Annotated in this window: 16 protein-coding genes; 6 read left to right on the top strand and 10 right to left on the bottom strand. The window is 63.9% G+C overall.

The window, feature by feature from the left end; translation table 11 throughout:
- Nucleotides 1–54: 54 nt before the first annotated feature.
- Nucleotides 55–771 carry an SIMPL domain-containing protein gene (locus tag JI749_RS07990; protein ID WP_201661985.1) on the bottom strand — a complete coding sequence of 239 codons (717 nt, stop codon included), beginning with the start codon at nt 769–771 and terminating at the stop codon, nt 55–57.
- 182 nt (nt 772–953) lie between these two features.
- Between JI749_RS07990 and JI749_RS07995 the strand changes: the two genes are divergently transcribed.
- Nucleotides 954–2,105, top strand: coding sequence for a fumarylacetoacetate hydrolase family protein (locus JI749_RS07995; protein ID WP_201661986.1), 1,152 nt, complete (start codon nt 954–956; stop codon nt 2,103–2,105).
- Nucleotides 2,106–2,128: 23 nt separating this feature from the next.
- On the top strand, nt 2,129–3,568 hold the full coding sequence (locus JI749_RS08000; RefSeq protein WP_201661987.1) for an aldehyde dehydrogenase family protein: 1,440 nt from the start codon (nt 2,129–2,131) through the stop codon (nt 3,566–3,568).
- A gap of 129 nt (nt 3,569–3,697) precedes the next feature.
- Here the strand turns inward: JI749_RS08000 and JI749_RS08005 are convergent, their stop codons facing one another.
- A complete protein-coding gene (locus tag JI749_RS08005) occupies nt 3,698–4,897 on the bottom strand; it encodes an aminotransferase-like domain-containing protein (RefSeq protein WP_201661989.1) in 1,200 nt (399 codons plus the stop codon).
- A 133-nt stretch (nt 4,898–5,030) separates the two neighbouring features.
- Here JI749_RS08005 and JI749_RS08010 point away from each other — a divergent pair, with 133 nt between their 5' ends.
- Nucleotides 5,031–5,450: a rhodanese-like domain-containing protein gene (locus JI749_RS08010; protein WP_201661991.1), complete on the top strand. Its 420-nt coding sequence runs from the start codon at nt 5,031–5,033 to the stop codon at nt 5,448–5,450.
- Between the two features lie 88 nt (nt 5,451–5,538).
- Complete coding sequence (locus JI749_RS08015) at nt 5,539–6,876, top strand: aminotransferase-like domain-containing protein (RefSeq protein WP_201661993.1); 1,338 nt, start codon at nt 5,539–5,541, stop codon at nt 6,874–6,876.
- Here JI749_RS08015 and JI749_RS08020 read toward each other — a convergent pair.
- Nucleotides 6,873–7,445, bottom strand: a complete 573-nt coding sequence (locus tag JI749_RS08020; protein WP_201661996.1) for a dihydrofolate reductase family protein — start codon at nt 7,443–7,445, stop codon at nt 6,873–6,875. The two genes, JI749_RS08015 and JI749_RS08020, sit on opposite strands and share 4 nt — an antisense overlap.
- A gap of 166 nt (nt 7,446–7,611) precedes the next feature.
- Between JI749_RS08020 and JI749_RS08025 the strand changes: the two genes are divergently transcribed.
- On the top strand, nt 7,612–9,237 hold the full coding sequence (locus JI749_RS08025; RefSeq protein WP_201661999.1) for an MFS transporter: 1,626 nt from the start codon (nt 7,612–7,614) through the stop codon (nt 9,235–9,237).
- On the opposite strand, the gene JI749_RS08030 is transcribed toward JI749_RS08025, so the two are convergent.
- Together JI749_RS08030 and JI749_RS08035 are read right to left on the bottom strand one after the other, a co-directional pair.
- A complete protein-coding gene (locus JI749_RS08030) occupies nt 9,234–11,459 on the bottom strand; it encodes a putative bifunctional diguanylate cyclase/phosphodiesterase (protein ID WP_201662002.1) in 2,226 nt (741 codons plus the stop codon). The two genes, JI749_RS08025 and JI749_RS08030, sit on opposite strands and share 4 nt — an antisense overlap.
- Before the next feature lie 102 nt (nt 11,460–11,561).
- Nucleotides 11,562–11,825 (bottom strand): hypothetical protein, encoded by a 264-nt coding sequence (locus tag JI749_RS08035; RefSeq protein ID WP_201662005.1) that lies wholly within the window; start codon nt 11,823–11,825, stop codon nt 11,562–11,564.
- 127 nt (nt 11,826–11,952) lie between these two features.
- On the opposite strand from JI749_RS08035, the gene JI749_RS08040 reads away from it, so the two are divergent.
- Nucleotides 11,953–12,609: a PepSY domain-containing protein gene (locus tag JI749_RS08040; protein ID WP_201662007.1), complete on the top strand. Its 657-nt coding sequence runs from the start codon at nt 11,953–11,955 to the stop codon at nt 12,607–12,609.
- A gap of 2 nt (nt 12,610–12,611) precedes the next feature.
- Here JI749_RS08040 and phoB read toward each other — a convergent pair whose 3' ends face one another.
- The 5 genes from phoB to pstC form a co-directional block, all read right to left on the bottom strand.
- A complete protein-coding gene (gene phoB / locus JI749_RS08045) occupies nt 12,612–13,328 on the bottom strand; it encodes a phosphate regulon transcriptional regulator PhoB (RefSeq protein ID WP_201662009.1) in 717 nt (238 codons plus the stop codon).
- A 221-nt stretch (nt 13,329–13,549) separates the two neighbouring features.
- Nucleotides 13,550–14,260: a phosphate signaling complex protein PhoU gene (gene phoU, locus JI749_RS08050; RefSeq protein ID WP_201662012.1), complete on the bottom strand. Its 711-nt coding sequence runs from the start codon at nt 14,258–14,260 to the stop codon at nt 13,550–13,552.
- Nucleotides 14,261–14,280: 20 nt separating this feature from the next.
- Nucleotides 14,281–15,063, bottom strand: coding sequence for a phosphate ABC transporter ATP-binding protein PstB (pstB, locus tag JI749_RS08055; protein WP_233280896.1), 783 nt, complete (start codon nt 15,061–15,063; stop codon nt 14,281–14,283).
- A gap of 84 nt (nt 15,064–15,147) precedes the next feature.
- Nucleotides 15,148–16,512, bottom strand: coding sequence for a phosphate ABC transporter permease PstA (gene pstA, locus JI749_RS08060; protein WP_201662014.1), 1,365 nt, complete (start codon nt 16,510–16,512; stop codon nt 15,148–15,150).
- A complete protein-coding gene (gene pstC, locus JI749_RS08065) occupies nt 16,512–17,888 on the bottom strand; it encodes a phosphate ABC transporter permease subunit PstC (RefSeq protein ID WP_201662016.1) in 1,377 nt (458 codons plus the stop codon). Before pstC ends, pstA begins: the two co-directional genes overlap by 1 nt.
- Between the last annotated feature and the right edge of the window lie 26 nt (nt 17,889–17,914).

A 17,914-nucleotide genomic window follows, 5' to 3' on the forward strand; every position in this document is an offset into this window, starting at 1 on the left:
AATATCCGATCGTCCCCACCGCCCAAGCCCCCTCAAGAGGGGTATGGGAATTGATTACTCGGCGCCGGTGCCCATTTCCCACTGGACGTTGACGTTGATGGCGAAGGCCATCTCGCCAGCCTCGACGGGAACGCTGCTGTCGGCGGCTTCGGCCCTGGCGTACATGGGATAGGGCTGCGGGTTGTTGAAGCCCTGCGTTTCAGAAATCGACTGAATTTCTTCCAGTGTTGCACCGGCCGCAGCGGCATAGAGCTCGGCCTTGGTGCGGGCATCCTCGAAGGCCGCCTTGCGTGCTTCGTTATAGAGCTCGGACGGATCGGCGACCGCAAAGGTGACGCCGTTGACGGTGTTGGCGCCAACAGTGACCGACTTGTCGAGAATGGCGCCCAGCGAATCGAGGTTGCGCACGGTGACGGTCACCGTATTGGCCACCTGGTATCCGTTGATCTTGGGCGGCAGCGAATAGCCGTTGGCATCGCGTTCGTCGGTATAGACGTAGTTCGGGTTGACCGAAAAGCCCGAGGTCTGGATGTCACGAGCTTCGATGCCGGCCGCCTTGAGTTCGGCAATCAGGTCGGCCATGGCAGCGGTGTTGGCGTCGAGCGCTTCGCGGGCGGTGGCGCCCTGCGTGGTTACGCCCGAATTGATCTGCGCCATGTCGGGGGCCGCCATGACTTCACCGTGACCCTCGATGGTGATGGTTCCGGCATAGGCTGGCAGGGAAACGCTGGCGAGCAGGGCGAAGGGAGCAAGGGCAACAAGGCGACGCATGAGACACTCCAATAGTAACGTGAGGGACTACTCCTCATCCATTGCGTCAGTATTGGGGCGCAGATGAACCGGAGTTGAACGAGCTGTGGAGATCGCCCTACCGCCAAAAGTATGACTTTTCCGGCTTGCACTTGTGGGGGCGGGTGGGGTAGTCACTGCACTGACATTTCAGGGGGCGGACCATGGGCGACAAGCACTATCCCGACGGCATCCTGCTGGGCCGCGCCCGCGTTCCGGGACACGATCATCCGCGCATCGTGACCGTTCGCAACGGCGAACTGGTCGATATCACCACCAGGGGTCTTGCCACCGTGCGGGATATTGCCGAGAGCGGCAATGCCGCCCAACACGTGCGCGACGCCGCGGGTGTCAGCCTGGGCAGCGTCGACAGCGCCCTCGCCAATTCGGTCGCTGCCAACACGGATGTCTCCAAGCCCAGCCTGCTCTCGCCAATCGACCTCCAGGCGATCAAGGCATCGGGCGTGACCTTCGTGGTGTCGCTGCTGGAGCGGGTGATCGAAGAACAGGCCCGCGGCGACAAGGCCCGTGCGGATGCGCTGCGGGGCGACATTACCGGCCTCATCGGCACCGATCTCAGCGAGCTGGTTCCCGGCTCGGAAACGGCGATGAAGGTCAAGGCAGCGCTGATCGAGCGCGGCGTGTGGAGCCAGTATCTGGAAGTCGGCATCGGCCCGGATGCGGAAATCTTCACGAAGGGACAGCCGATGAGTTCGGTCGGCTATGGCGCCGAAGTGGGCCTTCATCCGGTATCGAGCTGGAACAATCCCGAGCCGGAAGTGGCATTGGTGGTCACCAGCAGCGGCCAGATCATCGGCGCGACACTGGGCAATGATGTCAATCTCCGCGACGTGGAAGGCCGATCGGCGCTGCTGCTGGGCAAGGCCAAGGACAACAACGCCTCGGCATCGCTGGGCCCGTTCATCCGCCTTTTCGACGGAGAGTTCACGCTCGAAACCGTCAAGCAGTCGGAAATCTCGCTGCGCGTCGAGGGCGAGGACGGCTTCGTGCTCGAGGGCCATTCCTCGATGAACCAGATTTCGCGCACGCCTGAATCGCTGGTGGCCGCGACGATCGGTGGGCACCATCAATACCCCGATGGCCTGGTGCTCTATCTGGGCACCATGTTCGCGCCGGTGAAGGACCGCGACGGCGCCGGCAAGGGCTTCACCCATAAGCTGGGCGATGTGGTTTCCATCTCGACATCTGAATTGGGCACCCTATCTAACAGGGTGAACCTCTCCACGATCTGTCCGCCCTGGACCTATGGCGCCAGCCACCTGCTGCGCGACCTGGCGAAGGCCGACCTCCTCTAAGCGTACCCGAAAGGCATCCTAAAATGGCTGAACTACACAAGAACCTCATCAACGGGGAGTGGGTAGGCTCGGATGGTGTGGAGAACATCAACCCGTCCAACACGGCCGAAGTCGTCGGCGTCTATGCCCGCGCCACTGCGGAGGAAACCAAGCAGGCCATTGCCGCCGCCAAGGCCGCATTCCCGGCATGGTCGCGTTCCGGCATCCTCGAGCGCCATGCGATCCTCAGCAAGACCAGCCAGGAAATCCTGGCGCGCAAGCAGGAACTGGGTGAACTGCTGAGCCGCGAGGAAGGCAAGACGCTGGCCGAGGGCATTGGCGAGGTTACCCGCGCGGCGCAGATCTTCGATTTCTTCGCTGGTGAGGTGCTGCGGCTGGCCGGCGAAGTGCTGCCGTCCGTACGCCCCGGCGTGGGTGTCGAGATCACCCGCGAACCGATCGGCGTCATCGGCATCATCACGCCGTGGAACTTCCCGATCGCCATCCCGACCTGGAAGATCGCGCCGGCACTCGCGTATGGCAACACGGTCGTCATCAAGCCGGCGGACCTGGTGCCGGGCTCGACCTGGGCCATCGTCGATATCCTCAATCGCAACGGCCTGCCCAAGGGCGTGCTGAACCTTGTCATGGGCAAGGGCTCTGTGGTCGGCCAGACGATGCTCGACAGCAAGGACGTTACCGCCATCAGCTTCACCGGCTCGGTGGGCACCGGCAAGCGCGTTGCGGCCGCCTCGATCGAACACAATCGCAAGTTCCAGCTGGAAATGGGTGGCAAGAACCCGACCGTCGTGCTCGACGACGCCGACCTCAAGGTCGCCGTCGAAACGGTGGCGCAGTCGGCCTTCTTCTCGACCGGTCAGCGCTGCACGGCGTCGAGCCGCGTCATTGTCACCGAGGGCATCCACGACAAGTTCGTTGAGGCCCTGGCCGAGCGGACGCGCAACCTGCGGGTCGGCGATGCGCTCGACAAGAATACCGAAATCGGCCCGGTGGTCGATCCCAGCCAGCTCAAGCAGGACACCGACTATATCGCCATCGGCAAGGCCGAAGGCGCCAAGCTGGCAGCGGGCGGCGAAATGGTGAAGGCGGCTACCGAAGGTTACTTCCTGCAGCCGACGCTGTTCACCGAAGCCACCAATTCCATGCGCATCAGCCGCGAGGAAATCTTCGGGCCGGTGGCCTCTGTCATCCGGGTCAAGGATTACGAGGAAGCCCTGGCCACGGCCAACGACACCGAGTTCGGCCTCAGCGCCGGCATCGTCACGACCTCGCTCAAGTATGCCACGCACTTCAAGCGCAATGCGGAAGCCGGCATGGTGATGGTCAATGTGCCGACCGCAGGCGTCGACTTCCACGTGCCGTTTGGTGGGCGCAAGGGCTCCAGCTACGGGCCGCGCGAACAGGGCAAGTATGCAGCCGAGTTCTTCACCGTGGTGAAGACGGCTTATACCGCCGCCGGCTGATAGCGCCCTCGGCCACACGCTCAATCGTCACCCTCGGGCTAGACCCGAGTGTTCTGTGCTTACGGAGCGGCAGGCAAGTGAAGTTCCCTCGGTCAAGCCCGAGGGTGACGTGGTGGGTCAGGCGGCTCGCTAAGCGCTGACGACCTTCGCCATGCCTTGCTGGCCGATCAACTGGCACAGCTTGAATATCCCCACCTCGATCTGGGCTTCGTCACACAGCGAGAAGCTGAGGCGCATCGTGTGGTGGCCTGAGCCATCGGCATGGAAGGCGGCGCCGGGCACGAAGGCCACGTCCTGGCGCAGCGCCTGCGGCAGGAGGGCGGCGGCATCGAGGTGCTCGGGCAGTTCCAGCCAGATGAACATGCCACCATCCGGCTTCTTCCAGCGCAGGCCCGGCGGAGCATGGCGCTCCAGGGCGCTGAGCATGGCATCGCGACGAGCGCGGTAAACTGCGCGGGCCCGGGCGACCTGCGCCTCATAGCCGGCCACTGCCACGCGATGGATGACCATCTGGTTGGTGGTGGCGGTGTGGAGGTCGCTACCCTGCTTTAGCAGTGTCAGCTTGCGGATCAGGGCCGTGGGGCCACACACCCAACCGACGCGCAGCCCTGGCGACAGCGTCTTGGAAAATGAACCGCAATAAAGCGTGCGCGACCGTTCCACGCCTCCCGTAGCCGCATCGAGAGCTGCAATTGGCGGAAGGTCCTCGCCGTCATAGCGCAGCGCTGTATAAGCACCGTCCTCGACTATTACCGCATCGAGCGTACGTGCCTGGTCGAGCGCCTTGTGACGCGCGGCGCGGCTGAGCGTTGTGCCATCGGGATTGGCAAAATCGGGCACAAGATAAATGAGCCGCGGCGCCCCCGGGCCGGTGGGTTGGGGCGCATCAAGTCCTGAAAACTGCGGCTGGTAGGCCGAGAATGACTGCAGTGCGCCAAGATAGGTCGGCTTCGCCGCGATGACACCGCTGCCTGGATCGAGCAGCAGCTTGCCGATCAAATCCAGCGCTTGCTGCGATCCCGTCGTCACCAGGATGTTGTCCGGCCCGGCCGGCACGCCACGCGCCGCCATCTGCTCGGCGATCCACTGGCGCAGCGGCAGGTAGCCCTCGGTGGTCGAATATTGCAGAGCCTCGCGTGCGATCGACGGGCCGGCGAACACCTCGCGCCACGCCTCCTGAAACAGGCCGACGTTGAACAGGGCAGGGTCGGGGATACCTCCAGCAAAGGAGATCATGGTCGGCTTGCCGACAAGCTTCAGCAACTCGCGGATTTCGGAAGCCTTGATGGACTGGGCGCGGAACGACAGGCGAAATTCGGTTGACGACATTTGTATCACCTTGTATCGATACGAACGATACAATCATATCTAGATTGTTATGTCAATAGTGCTGACCATTATGGGAAATGGTTTTGATTTGCTGCGGGGGTCTGGCTCCGGCAGCCTGTGAAAGGAGCAAGCGATGAGTTTTGTCAGTGAATACCCCGTTGCAGCACCGGACGAGGCGGTGGAGCACTTCTCGCGGCGGCTTGCGCTGGAAACAGACTGCGCAGATGTTGCGGCTTGCCTGAAGTCAGGCGACGTTGACTTCGTGCTCCTGCATGTCGTGGGGTCACCCGAGGCATTTGCCAGGCGCCACATTCCGAGTGCCAAGCACCTGCCGCATCGGGAGATCACCGAGGAGCGGATGGCGGAGTGGCCTGACGATACGCTATTTGTCGTCTACTGCGCTGGGCCGCATTGCAACGGTGCAGACCAGGCAGCTCTGAAACTGGCTCGCCTGGGCCGCAAGGTAAAGCTGATGATCGGCGGCATTACGGGCTGGGCTGACGAGGGGCTGGCCTTCGCAACAGGCCTTGATCCAGCGCGGCAATTTGCCTGAGCATGACGGCGCGCCGGCATGGACCGCAGCACGCGGAAGCGATATTGTCGTCTGAATGAGTGATACAATTTCTTCCGGCGCAGCCGCAATGTCTTTGCCCGATAACGGCCAGCCGGTGCATGAGCGGCTGGCCGGTGCGGTAGAAGCTGCCATAGCCGAAGGGCGCTATCGTCCCGGGGAACGGCTGCCAACCCATCGGCAGCTGGCGCAGCAGTTCTCCGTGTCCATTGGCAGCGTGACCCGTGCCATCGACTCCCTAAGCGCCCGTGGCGTCGTCCGGGGCGAGATTGGCCGGGGTACATTTGTGCTCGGGCGCGAAGAGGCAGCGGCAGAACCCGGTGGCGTCATCGACCTGACGATCAATGCGCCGCCGCCGATCCTTTCGGCACAGCGCATGGCCGAGGCGACCGCGCTCGCCAGTCGGCATGCGCTTGCGCTGGCCCATGGGGGCTATGGCGACCTGAGCGGAACGCCACGGCAGCGAACCACGGTGGCAGCCTGGCTGACGGCAATGCGTACACCGCTTGAGGCCGACGATATCCTGTTATGCAACGGCGCGCAGCAGGCGCTGCACCTGGCCTTTGCCACATTGCGCGAAACATCGGCCGTCGTTCTGACAGAGAGCGCGACGTTTCCCGGCGCGCTCGCGGCTGCGGCCAATCTGGGGATGACCATGTCTCCGGTCGGCCACGATGGGGAGGGTATGCTTCCCGAGGCGCTCGACATGGCGCTGGTCAGCACCGGCGCGCGCATCATCTACACCACGCCGGTCTGCCAGAATCCGCTAGGGTTCGAAACGGGGCCGGAGCGGCGGCGGGCGATCGCCAGGATCGCGCAACGGCATGGCGCTGTCATCGTCGAAGACGACATCTACGGCATCTACGCAACCAAGGGGAAATTGACCTACCGGGAGCTGCTGCCCGGCCAGGTCATCTATGTCACCAGCCTCTCCAAGAGCCTGACGCCGCTGGTGCGGCTAGGCGTGATTGCGCCGCCACCGGCACTGCACGCCGCGGTGCGCAAGCGGCTGCGGGCGGAAAGCTGGGGTCTGCCACCCTATGTGGCGGAACTCGCCACCGCCATGCTGGAGATCGGCATGGGTGACGAGGCAGCCGTCACGCTGCGCGGCGAGGCCCTGGCGCGGCTAGACATTGCACGGAACAGGCTGGGCCTTCACGCGGTGCCCATGCCGCATGGCGCACCCCACTTGTGGCTGGACATGAGCCCGGTCAAGGCGGAGCAGTTTGCCCGCCGCGCCAGCGAGGCAGGGGTGCGGATCACCCCGCCTGCGGCGGCGCAGGTGGGAGACGCCCCGGTAGCCGGCGTCCGCCTGTGCATCATGGCCCCACAAAGCCGTGTGGTGCTCGAACGTGCCCTCACCATCCTGGCCGGAATTCTGGGTAGCGACGAAGACGTCGTGGTCTAGCGCCTGATCCGGTAGCGCAGGTGGGTGACGCCGCCGTGGCCCTCGAGGACGCGAACGCGTTCAAGTTCGCGCTGACGGACACCCAGATGCTCGAACAACCGCAAACCTTCACCCAGCAGGACGGGCATGAGATGGATTTCGATTTCGTCCAGCAGACCGCCCGCGATTGCCCGCTGGGCGATGCTTGACCCATGTACCAGCACATCCCGGTCCCCCGCCGCCTCCCGCGCGCTGCGCATGGCGTGATCGAGGTTGCTTACGTAATGCACGAGTGGCCAGTTTGCCGCCCATTGCGGGGCAGGGTGGCGGCTGAGGATGTAGATCGGCACCTCGCCATGGTGATCGCCGTTCCAGCCACCCGCCGGCTCGAAGGTTCGCCGTCCGGCAACGACGGCTCCAGTCGCCATCAGTTCGTCGACGATCTGCCGGTTGACGACACCTTCGGCCGTGGGAATGATCCAGTCATGCAGCCGCTGGCCGTTGTCACCCAAACCGTTATCCGGGCGAATGTTCGGACCGGCAATGAAGCCGTCGAGGGACATGGACATGTAGAGGACTGTCGCTGACATGGCGGGCTCCGTTGGTTGCTACCGAGCTAACGACGAGCCGGGCCTGAGGTTTTCGACTGCATACAAAATGCTTTGTTGGTGGTGCAGCGATCTGGTGCCTCGCAGGTTGCATGGTTGTCAGGAGCGGTCCGGTAGACCACGACAGGCGGCTGGGAAAGGACGCTCGATGACTGATCGACCCTCCGTATTGGCGCCGTTTCGCCACGAGACGTTTCGCTTGTTGTGGCTGGCCACGCTGGTGTCCAATCTGGGCGGCTTGGTGCAGTCGGTGGGCGCGGGGTGGATGATGACCACCCTGACCTCCTCCCACAACATGATCGCCCTGGTGCAGGCCTCGACGACACTCCCCATAATGGTGTTTTCGGTCGCAGCTGGTGCCTTGGCCGACAATTTCGACCGGCGCACCGTCATGCTCATTGCCCAGGGTGGCATGATGCTGGTGTCCCTAGCGCTGGCAGTCCTGGCCTTTCTTGGCCTGCTCAATCCCTGGCTGCTACTGACCTGCACCTTTCTGATCGGCTGCGGCACAGCCTTGTTCAACCCCTCCTGGCAGGCTTCGATGGGCGATATCGTGCCGCGCGCCGACCTACCGGGCGCCGTGACGCTCAATTCCATCGGCTTCAACATGATGCGCAGCGTCGGCCCGGCGGTGGGTGGCCTGATCGTTGCCTTGGCCGGGGCGGCGGCGGCCTTTGCCCTCAATGCGATCTCCTACCTGCCGCTTATCCTGGCTCTGGGCCGCTGGCGGCCGGAACGGACACCCAGCCGACTGCCGCGGGAGAATTTCGGCAGCGCCATGTGGGCCGGCATCCGCTACGTATCGCTCTCCCCGAACCTGACGACGGTGCTGTTCCGCGGCTTCCTGTTCGGCTTTTCGGCGACTGCGATCCTGGCGCTGCTTCCCTCGGTGGCCGCCGAATATGTCGGTGGCGGTGCGCTGGCTTATGGCACTTTGCTGGGCTGCTTCGGCCTGGGCGCCATTGGTGGGGCATTCCTCAACGGCCGCATCCGCGAGCGCTACAGCAATGAGGTGATCGTGCGCCTGGCCTGCATCGGCTTTGCCGCCAGCAGCGTCGCACTGGGCTATAGCCGCGATCCGCTGCTGAGCCACATGGCCCTGCTGCCTGCCGGGGCATGTTGGGTGCTGGCATTGTCGCTCTTCAATGTGTCGATCCAGCTGTCTTCGCCCCGCTGGGTGGTGGGACGGGCACTGTCGCTCTATCAGACGGCCACGTTTGGCGGCATGGCCGTTGGCGCCTGGATCTGGGGGCTTAGTGCCGATGCGCTTGGCCCCGATTCCGCGCTCGGGCTTGCCGGAGCGAGCATGTTGCTCTGTGCTCTGGTTGGGTTCCGGCTGCCGCTGCCGCAGTTCAATGCGCGCGATCTCAATCCGCTGAACACCTTCAACGAGCCGATCCTCAAGCTGGACCTGCGCCCGCGCAGTGGCCCCATCATGGTAATGATCGACTACGCGATCGCGCAGGACGATATCCCCCGTTTCCTGGCGTTGATGGCCGATCGGCGGCAGATACGCATTCGCGACGGCGCCCGCCAATGGGCCCTGTTGCGTGACCTCGAGCGTCCTGAAATCTGGACCGAGTCCTACCACGTGCCGACATGGATCGACTACCTGCGGCACAACCTGCGGCGGACCAAGGCGGACGCCGAAAATATCGAGCTGATCCGCGCCCTGCATCGTGGTGAGGGCATGCCAGTGGTCCGGCGGATGATCGAACGGCAGACGGTACCGCTGCGCGATGACACGCCGCTGCGGGAGACGCCGGAGGTTTAAGCCGTGGCGCGGCGGATATCGTCCGCCGGCGCTGGTGCTGCCTTGCCCGCCAAGCTCCGGACCAGCTGTTCTGCGGACACCGGCTTCGACAGCAGGTAGCCCTGCAACTGGTCGCAGCCCATGGCGGCCAGGATGCGCTGCTGCTCCGCCGTTTCGACCCCCTCGGCCGTCACCTGCATGTGCATGGCTCGGCCCAGTTCGATGATGGAGCGGACGATGCCCTGGATTTCCTGATCCGTGGCCAGAGCAGCGGTGAAGGATTGGTCGATCTTGAGCTTGTCCACGCCATAGGTCCGCAGGTAGCTGATCGAGGAATAGCCCGTGCCGAAATCGTCGAGGGCGACCCTGATGCCGCGGGCGCGCAGGCGGTTCAGTGTGGCCTGAACCAGGGGTGAGTTCTGCAGCAACAGGCCTTCGGTGATTTCCAGTTCGAGCCGCCGCGCCGCCAGCCCGGTCTGTTCGAGGACTCCGAAGACCCGGTCGGCGAACTTCTCGTCGCGGAACTGAAGGGGCGACACATTGACGGCCACCCAGGGCAGGTTCGAGCCCTGGGCGAAGCGGCAGGCCGCGGTCAACACCCACATGCCCAGCTGGTCGATCAGCCCGCGATCCTCTGCCAAGCCGATGAAGAGGGCCGGCGAAAGCTTGCCGCGCGTCGGGTGATCCCAGCGCACCAGCGTCTCGGCACCGGCCATCCGGCCCGAATGGGTGTCATAGATGGGCTGATAGACCAGTCCCAGGCCGGTCTCGCTGGTGAGAGCGAAACGCAGGTCCATCTCTAGAACGCGCTGGTCGCGGACATTCTCATCCATCTCGTCGACGAACAGGTGGTATCGGCCACGACCGTCGCCCTTGGCGCTGTAGAGCGCGATATCGGCCTGCCGCATCAGTTCTTCTCCAGACGCAGCGGGGTCGGACGTGACCACGACGCCAACGCTGGCGCCAACGCGTACCTCATGACCAGAAAGCTCGAAGGGCGCACCGATTACTTCAACCACGGTGCGCGCCAGCGACAGGGCCAGGGCATTGTCGGCGAGGCCGACCTGGATGATGGCAAATTCATCGCCGCCGATGCGCGCGACGGTGTCCAGTTCGCTCACGCAGGCGGAGAGGCGCTGCGCGGCCGCCTTGATGAGCTCATCGCCGATCGGGTGGCCCAGGGTGTCGTTAACATGCTTGAAGCGGTCAAGATCGAGGTAGTGCAGCGCCAGGGACGAGCCGGTGCGCCGCATATCTCCCAGCGCCTGGGCCAGACGGTCTTCGAACAGGGCGCGGTTCGCCACGCCGGTCAGTGCATCATGGAAGGCTAGGTAGGATGCCTCCGCCCGGCTGTCCTCGAGCATGGTGCTGGTGCGCTTGAGTCGCCGCAGCAGCAAGGCCGCCGTCAGGCCAGCCAGGGCCAGGGCCGTGGCAAGCGCGGGGGCGGTGTCCCGGATCAGCGTATAGGCAGGCTCATCGGGCACCCAGGTGAAGAAGCCGATGATACGCCCGCTGTCGTTGAGGATGGGCGAGGCAACTTTTTCGCCGTCCTGCGGTTCGAAACCGGAATAGCCCAGGTCCTCGATGGCAAATTTCTCCGAAATCTCCCGCGCTACTTCCGCGTCGATCTCGCGCACGGATATGTGGATGAATTCGGAACCTGGCGATTGCTGAACGGCGTCCGTTCCCGGCACGACCGGGCGCATGCTGATCACGGCGGGCTTGTTGCCAGCCAAGGCTACGACATCCTCGATCCCCAGGCCGGTGACCGCAGCAGTGGAATCGCTCTGGCCCGCCGACGCCACGGCCATCGTTTCGCGCAATGCGGCTAGCAGCGGCGCAGCGGCGCTGCGGATGGCATCATAGTCCTGCGGGTCGACGGCGGCGCCATTGCGGGCTGCATGAACCGGCCTGTCCGCGTTGTCGAGAATGTAGATCTGGTCGTGCCCGAAATACTCGCTCATCCAGGCGGTGAGGTTTTCCTCGATCCAGGACGCGTTGCCTGCCCGGAGATTGAGCACCGCGTCATCCCAGACGGCGGACGCATTCTGCTCGACGGGGATGCGCTTCTCGATTTCGGCAAGCCCGGTCTGGATCGATCTGGCCTGGCGGGCGATCGAACGATCGTCAATCCGCGACGCCGCCCACCAGCCAAAGCAACCGACGGCCACGATCAGTGCCAGGGCAAAGATGATCGACAGGTTGGTGATCTGACGGGAAAGGGTGGACTGGCGCGGTTTCACTTGGGCCTCGATGCCCCAAAGCTAGCGCGCTAAACCTAACGACACATCAAAAGGCGCGGTCAGATTGCAATTGGTGGCCGCTTCGTGCCGACTTGGTTTACATCAGGTTTGGCGGCTCGCCGGACGGGGGATCCGCTGATCGGCGAAGCCCGGCCAGGTGCGGCTGCGGGAATTGATCAGCATATCGACCGAATAGCTCTTTTCCGGGCATTCCAGGGCAATTTGCGCCAACAGGTCCTGGCCCTGTTCCAGTTGCACATAGAGGGCGTCACTGTCGTCCTTGCTGAAGCCTCCCACGGCCATCGTCCAGGCCTTGAGCAGGGCGCGGTACTTGCTGAGATGGACTTCGGCTTCCTGGCTGGTCATGGCCTGATGTTGTTCCCGAATCGAGGTGGTGGCATCGAACTGGTGTCGATGCGCGGCAGATTAGGACATGCTCGATGTTGGAACCGTGACCCGGGTTGTCAGTGTTTTGTCAGCCTGGAGAAGGTAAATGAATTCCACCATGACACGCACATCGCTTGTTACAATGCTGGCCATTCTGGTGGCCCTGGCGCAGCCCGCATGGGCGCAGGGGAACGGCCATGGCCCGGGCGACGACAAAGGACCCGGTGGTGACAACCCGGGTCATGCCGACAATGATGGCAAGGGCCCCGGCGATAACAATGGCAAGGGGCCGGGCGACAACAACGGCAAAGGACCGGGCGACAACAACGGCAAAGGCCCCGGCGACAACAATGGCAAGGGTCCCGGCGACAACAATGGCAAGGGTCCCGGCGACAACAACGGCAATGGGCCTGGAAATGGCGGTGGCCAAGGGCCGGGGGGGACTCCAGGTTCCAGCGGCGGCGGCAAGGGCCAGGGGCCCGTTGCTCCGAGTGGTTCGGATGCCGCTGGCAACCAACCGGCATCCAATGCGCCGCAGGAACTGTCAGAGAACGATGCGCTGGCCGCAGTAGCGGCGGGGCGGGCCGTGGAGCTTTCGGCTATTCTGCCTGACCTGCGCGCGAGGACGGGGGGCGAAGTCATCAACGCCCAGTTGCAGCAGGTTGGGAGCTTCCTGCTCTACGCCGTGACGGTGCTAACACCCTCAGGCGAGGTGATCACGGAACATTACTATGCGCGCACGGGCGCGCATGTGGGCCGATAGGTCTATTTGACCGCCACCGGCTGGTTGGCGGCGAAGCGCTCGTCAAATGCATAACCGGCGCCGCGAACCGTGCGGATGGGATCGGTATCCCGCCCGCGATTGATCGCCCGACGGAGCCGGCCGATATGGACGTCCACGGTGCGTTCGTCGACATAAACGTCGTTGCCCCAGACGCCATCGAGCAACTGCTCACGCGAGTAGACCCGACCCGGGTGACGCATGAGATATTCGAGAAGGCGGTATTCAGTCGGCCCCAGATGCACGTCCCTGGTCGCGCGCCGGACACGATGGGTGGTGCGGTCCAGTTCGAGGTCGCCGACCTTGAGGGCCGCCGTGACCAGGTTGGGATTGGCGCGACGCAACAGGGCATGGATGCGGGCTGTCAACTCGGGCACCGAGAAGGGTTTGACGACATAATCGTCTGCCCCGGTGGCAAGGCCCCGGACCCGTTCTTCTTCCTCGCCGCGCGCAGTGAGCATGATGATCGGGATCCGGGCGGTTTCCTCACGCGCACGCCAGCGGCGGCACAGTTCGATGCCCGATATTTCCGGCAGCATCCAGTCGAGCAGGATCAGGTCGGGCAGCTTTTCCTGCAGCGCCCGCTGTGCCTCTTCGCCCGTTTCCGCGGTGACGACGCGGAAGCCCTCCGACTCGAGGTTGTAGCGCAACAGGATGGCGATATCGCCTTCGTCTTCAACGACGAGAATGGTGGCGGGCATGGGTGGCTCCCGTCTGGGCGGCCTTTGTTGCCGCCGGGTTTAGAGACCTCATGGTGAGCTTGTCGAACCACGAGGTCGAGCGAGTGCAGGCTTGAGTGCCACGACCTCGTCCTTCGACAGGCTCAGGATGAGGTCTACTGAGAGCGCCGAGTAAGGAAAGATCCTCACCCGGCGCCGGGCGCCGACCCTCGGGTCAAGCCCGAGGGCAAGCCTTCGAGACGTTACGCCTTGATTTGCGTCCGCTGCAGTTGCTGCACGTCCGATGTCAGCTGCTTGCCGGTCTGGAGGTAGTAAGCCCGCTCGGCAATGTTGGTGGCGTGGTCGCCGATGCGCTCCAGGCTCTTGGCGCAGAACAGCAGATGCGTGCACGGGGTGATGTTGCGCGGATCTTCCATCATGTAGGTGAGGAGTTCGCGGAACAGCGAGGTGTGCATGGCATCGACCTCGTCATCGCGGTTGCAGACGTCGATGGCGGCGGCGGAATCGCGGCTGGCGTAGGCGTCGAGCGCGCCCTTGATCTGGCGCAGGACCAGGGCCGTCATGTTCTTGACGCCGTTATAGAACGTCGGCTGCAGGCTGAGGCCCTCGAGCTTGAGCGAGCGACGGGCCAGTTGCTTGGCCATATCGCCGACCCGTTCGAGATCGGAGGCGACGTGGATGGCGGTGACGATCGACCGCAGGTCGCTGGCCATGGGCTGGCGGCGTGCGATCATGGAAACCGCCATGTCGTCGATCCTACGCTGCATTTCGTCGATGCGCTGGTCGGCGATGATGGTGAGGTCGGCCAGCTCGCGGTCGAGCTTGAGCAGGGCCTTGGTGCCGTTTTCAATGGCGACTTCGACCTGGCCACCCATCTCGGCGATGGTCTGGGCGAGGGCAACGAGTTCGTCATTGTAGGACGAGACGATGTGGTCTTTGCCGATATTGGCCATGTTTTGCTCCTCCGGTCCCGTCAGCCGATACGGCCCATTATGTAGTCCTGGGTCTGCTTGTTGACCGGATTGGTGAAGATATCTTCGGTCACGCCTTCTTCGATCAGGTTGCCCAGGTGAAAGAAGGCCGTGCGCTGCGAAACGCGAGCGGCCTGCTGCATCGAGTGGGTGACGATGACGATGGTGTAGTTTTCACGCAGTTCGTCAATCAGCTCTTCGATGATGGCGGTGGCGATCGGGTCGAGGGCCGAGCAGGGCTCGTCCATCAGGATGACCTCAGGCCCCACGGCAATGGCGCGGGCAATGCACAGGCGCTGTTGCTGGCCGCCGGAGAGGCCGGTGCCGGGTTCGTTGAGGCGATCCTTGACCTCTTCGAACAGGCCGGCCTTGCGCAGCGAGGATACCACGATCTCGTCCATGTCGGTCTTAGACTTGGCGAGGCCATGAATCTTGGGTCCATAGGCGACGTTGTCATAGATCGACTTGGGGAAGGGATTGGGCTTCTGGAACACCATGCCGATGCGGGCCCGCAGTTCGACCACGTCGAGGCTGGGGTCGTAGATGTCCTCGCCATCGAGCTTGATCGTGCCGCCCACCTTGGCGCCTTCGATCGTGTCGTTCATGCGGTTGATGCAGCGCAGGAAGGTCGACTTGCCACAGCCCGACGGTCCGATGAAGGAGGTCACGGCGCGGTCGGGAATGTCGATGGAAATGCCGTGCAGGGCCTGCTTGGCACCATAGTGAACCGTCACGTCGCGAGCGGTCAGGCGGATGGGTCGCTCGAGGGCGTCCGTGGGGTTCATGGCTGAATTCACCGATTGTTGGGTCATCTTAACCTTGCCGGCCAGCATATCCATTTGAGACATCCTTGTATCCAGACGTTGCGATCAGGCGCGCTTTTCGAGGCGCGAGCGCAGGTAAATGGCGACGCCGTTGAGGCAGATCATGACCAGGAGAAGCACCATGATTGCGGCGGCCGTGCGGGGTTCGAAGAAGTTGCGGTTTTCATTGCCCTGCCAGAGGTAGATCTGCACGGGCAAGGCAGTGGCCTGGTCGAGCGGGGTGGCGGGTACGGCGGCCACGAAGGCTTTCATGCCGATCAGCAGGAGCGGGGCGGTTTCGCCCAGAGCATGGGCGACACCCAGGATGGTGGCGGTCAGGATCGAGGGGAAGGTGACCGGTAGCACATGGTGGAACACCATCTGCGTCTTGCTGGCGCCCATGCCCAGCGCGGCTTGGCGCAGAGCGGGGGACACGCCGAGCAGGGCACCGCGGGTGGCGATGATGATGGTGGGCAGGGTCATCAGGGTCAGCACCAGGCCGCCGACGATGGGCGCCGAGATCGGCAGGTGCATGTAGTTGATGAAGACTGCGGCGCCGAGCAGGCCGAAGACAATGGAAGGCACGGCCGCCAGGTTGTTGATGTTGACCTCGATGAAATCGGTCAGCCGCGACTTGGGCGCGAATTCCTCGAGGTAGATGGCGGAGGCAACCCCGATCGGCACCGCGAGGAAGATGACGATCAGCATCATCCACAGCGTGCCGACAAAGGCGCCCAGCAGGCCGGCGGAGGCAGGCGCGGCGCGGCTGTCGACATTGGTGAAGATCGACCAGGCAAAGCCGTTGGTGATGGTGCCATTGGCAACGAATTCGTCGATCAGCGCACGGGCAGGCGCCGAAAGCTGTTGCTGCGCATCGCCGAGCGAGCGGTCGATATTGCCGCGGATCCAGTTGACGGCATTGGCCGAGGCCAGCACGTCGACGTCCACCGTCTTGCCGAGCAGGGTCGGGTCGGCAACGAACATTTCGCGCACTTCGTGTCGGGCGTCGGTCTCTGCGATGGAAAGGATTTCCTTGGTGTCGATGTCATAGCCGGCGGGCGCCGCGGCACGGAGCGAGGCCTCGATGACCTTGTTCCAGTTGAGCAGTGCCAGGTCGCGCTGCCATTTGAGGTTGGCAGCCTGGAAATCGGCGTCGGACTGGCCCTCGGCGCGGACCGGGGCCGGATCGGCCTTGATCAGCGCGGGATCGAAGGTCACCGCCAGATGCAGGTTCGACTGCGTGAAGGCGGGCGCACCCTTGCGGACGATATCGACAAACAGCAGGGCGACAAAGCCGAGCGCCAGGATGATCGCCGCAAGCCCAAGGACCCTGAAGATGGCCTCGCTGAGATGGCGCTTGCGCAGGCTGGCGCGAATGAGCCTGGTGCGCTCGACGGATGCCTGGCTGGTGGAGAGCGTATCGGTTGCCATTATTCGTACTGCTCCCGGAAGCGGCGCACGATGTAGAGCGCGAAGATGTTGAGGCAGAGGGTGATGACGAACAGCGTCAGGCCCAGCGCGAAGCCCACCAGGGACTGCGGCCCGGCGAAATCGGTATCGCCGGTGAGCTGGTTGACGATGGAGACGGTGATGGTCGCCACCGGCTCGAAGGGATTGCCGCGGAGCACCGGCGCATTGCCGGCCGCGAGCACCACGATCATGGTTTCACCCACGGCGCGGCTGACGGCGAGGAGGAAGGCGCCGACAATCCCGGGCAGGGCGGCGGGCAGCAGCACGTTGCGGATGGTTTCGGATTTGGTGGCGCCCAGGCCATAGGCGCCGTCGCGCAGGGTACGCGGCACCTGGTTGAGAATGTCATCCGACAGCGAGGACACGAAGGGAATGATCATGATGCCCATGACGACACCGGCCGTCAGCGCCGAGGTGGCGTTGATGTCGAGGCCCACGAGGTTACCGGCATCGCGCAGGAAGGGGCCGACCGTCACCAGAGCGAAGAAGCCGAAGACGATGGTGGGAATGCCGGCCAGGATTTCGATGATGGGCTTGGCGACGGCGCGCAGATTGCGGTGTGCGTACTGGCTGAGATAGATCGCCGCCATCAGGCCGACCGGTACGGCGACCAGCATGGCGATGGCGGTGATCATCAGCGTGCCGACCAGCAGCGGCAAAAGGCCGTAGCTGCCCCAATTTCCTGCCGAACCGGCATTGTTGGGGTTCCACACGGTACCGAAGAAGAAGTCGAGCGGGCTGATGAAGCTGAAAAAGCGGATCGCCTCGGTGACCAGCGAGGCCACGATGCCCACCGTGGTGAGGATGGCGACGGCCGAACAGGCGAGCAGCGCGATGTTGATAACGCGCTCGACCGCATTGCGGGCGCGGTGGCGGGCAGTGATGCGGCTGCGAGCGTAGAGCAGCGCCGCGACACCGGCCACGGCGGCAGCGCCGATGACCACGAGGAAGGTAATGAACTGGAACGAGCGCAACGCGTCGCCGGCCGTCTGCTCGTAGGGCAGGACCTCACCGGCAACACCGTAGCCGGAGGCTAGCGCGTTGATCCGGCCGATGGTGGCATTGAGACCTGTTTGGTCGAGCGACTGGAGCGTTTCGACCGGGATTTGCGAGACGATGAAATTGTGCGTGATGCCGTCGCCGAGCCATGCCCAGAGGCCGACAACCAGCAGAGCCGGCACCAGCGCCCAGATGGCGACGTAGGAGCCGTGGTATTGCGGGCGTGAGTGAACCTTGACGCCGTTCGTAGTCGCCAAAGCTCGGCTGCGCGACCAGCCGGACTGATACGCTACGCCGAGCAGAACCAGCAAAAGGCCGGCAATCACCAGGGAATTCATTGTTCGCGCCCCCGCGGAGGAATGAA

The organism is Devosia oryziradicis (assembly GCF_016698645.1).
Classification (GTDB): domain Bacteria; phylum Pseudomonadota; class Alphaproteobacteria; order Rhizobiales; family Devosiaceae; genus Devosia; species Devosia oryziradicis.

Bases quoted from the DNA above. Each gene is read 5' to 3' on its own strand.
- JI749_RS07990 (WP_201661985.1), bottom strand. From the start codon at position 771: ATGCGTCGCCTTGTTGCCCTTGCTCCCTTCGCCCTGCTCGCCAGCGTT.
- JI749_RS07995 (WP_201661986.1), top strand. From the start codon at position 954: ATGGGCGACAAGCACTATCCCGACGGCATCCTGCTGGGCCGCGCCCGC.
- JI749_RS08000 (WP_201661987.1), top strand. From the start codon at position 2,129: ATGGCTGAACTACACAAGAACCTCATCAACGGGGAGTGGGTAGGCTCG.
- JI749_RS08005 (WP_201661989.1), bottom strand. From the start codon at position 4,897: ATGTCGTCAACCGAATTTCGCCTGTCGTTCCGCGCCCAGTCCATCAAG.
- JI749_RS08010 (WP_201661991.1), top strand. From the start codon at position 5,031: ATGAGTTTTGTCAGTGAATACCCCGTTGCAGCACCGGACGAGGCGGTG.
- JI749_RS08015 (WP_201661993.1), top strand. From the start codon at position 5,539: ATGTCTTTGCCCGATAACGGCCAGCCGGTGCATGAGCGGCTGGCCGGT.
- JI749_RS08020 (WP_201661996.1), bottom strand. From the start codon at position 7,445: ATGTCAGCGACAGTCCTCTACATGTCCATGTCCCTCGACGGCTTCATT.
- JI749_RS08025 (WP_201661999.1), top strand. From the start codon at position 7,612: ATGACTGATCGACCCTCCGTATTGGCGCCGTTTCGCCACGAGACGTTT.
- JI749_RS08035 (WP_201662005.1), bottom strand. From the start codon at position 11,825: ATGACCAGCCAGGAAGCCGAAGTCCATCTCAGCAAGTACCGCGCCCTG.
- JI749_RS08040 (WP_201662007.1), top strand. From the start codon at position 11,953: ATGAATTCCACCATGACACGCACATCGCTTGTTACAATGCTGGCCATT.
- phoB (WP_201662009.1), bottom strand. From the start codon at position 13,328: ATGCCCGCCACCATTCTCGTCGTTGAAGACGAAGGCGATATCGCCATC.
- phoU (WP_201662012.1), bottom strand. From the start codon at position 14,260: ATGGCCAATATCGGCAAAGACCACATCGTCTCGTCCTACAATGACGAA.
- pstB (WP_233280896.1), bottom strand. From the start codon at position 15,063: ATGAACCCCACGGACGCCCTCGAGCGACCCATCCGCCTGACCGCTCGC.
- pstA (WP_201662014.1), bottom strand. From the start codon at position 16,512: ATGGCAACCGATACGCTCTCCACCAGCCAGGCATCCGTCGAGCGCACC.
- pstC (WP_201662016.1), bottom strand. From the start codon at position 17,888: ATGAATTCCCTGGTGATTGCCGGCCTTTTGCTGGTTCTGCTCGGCGTA.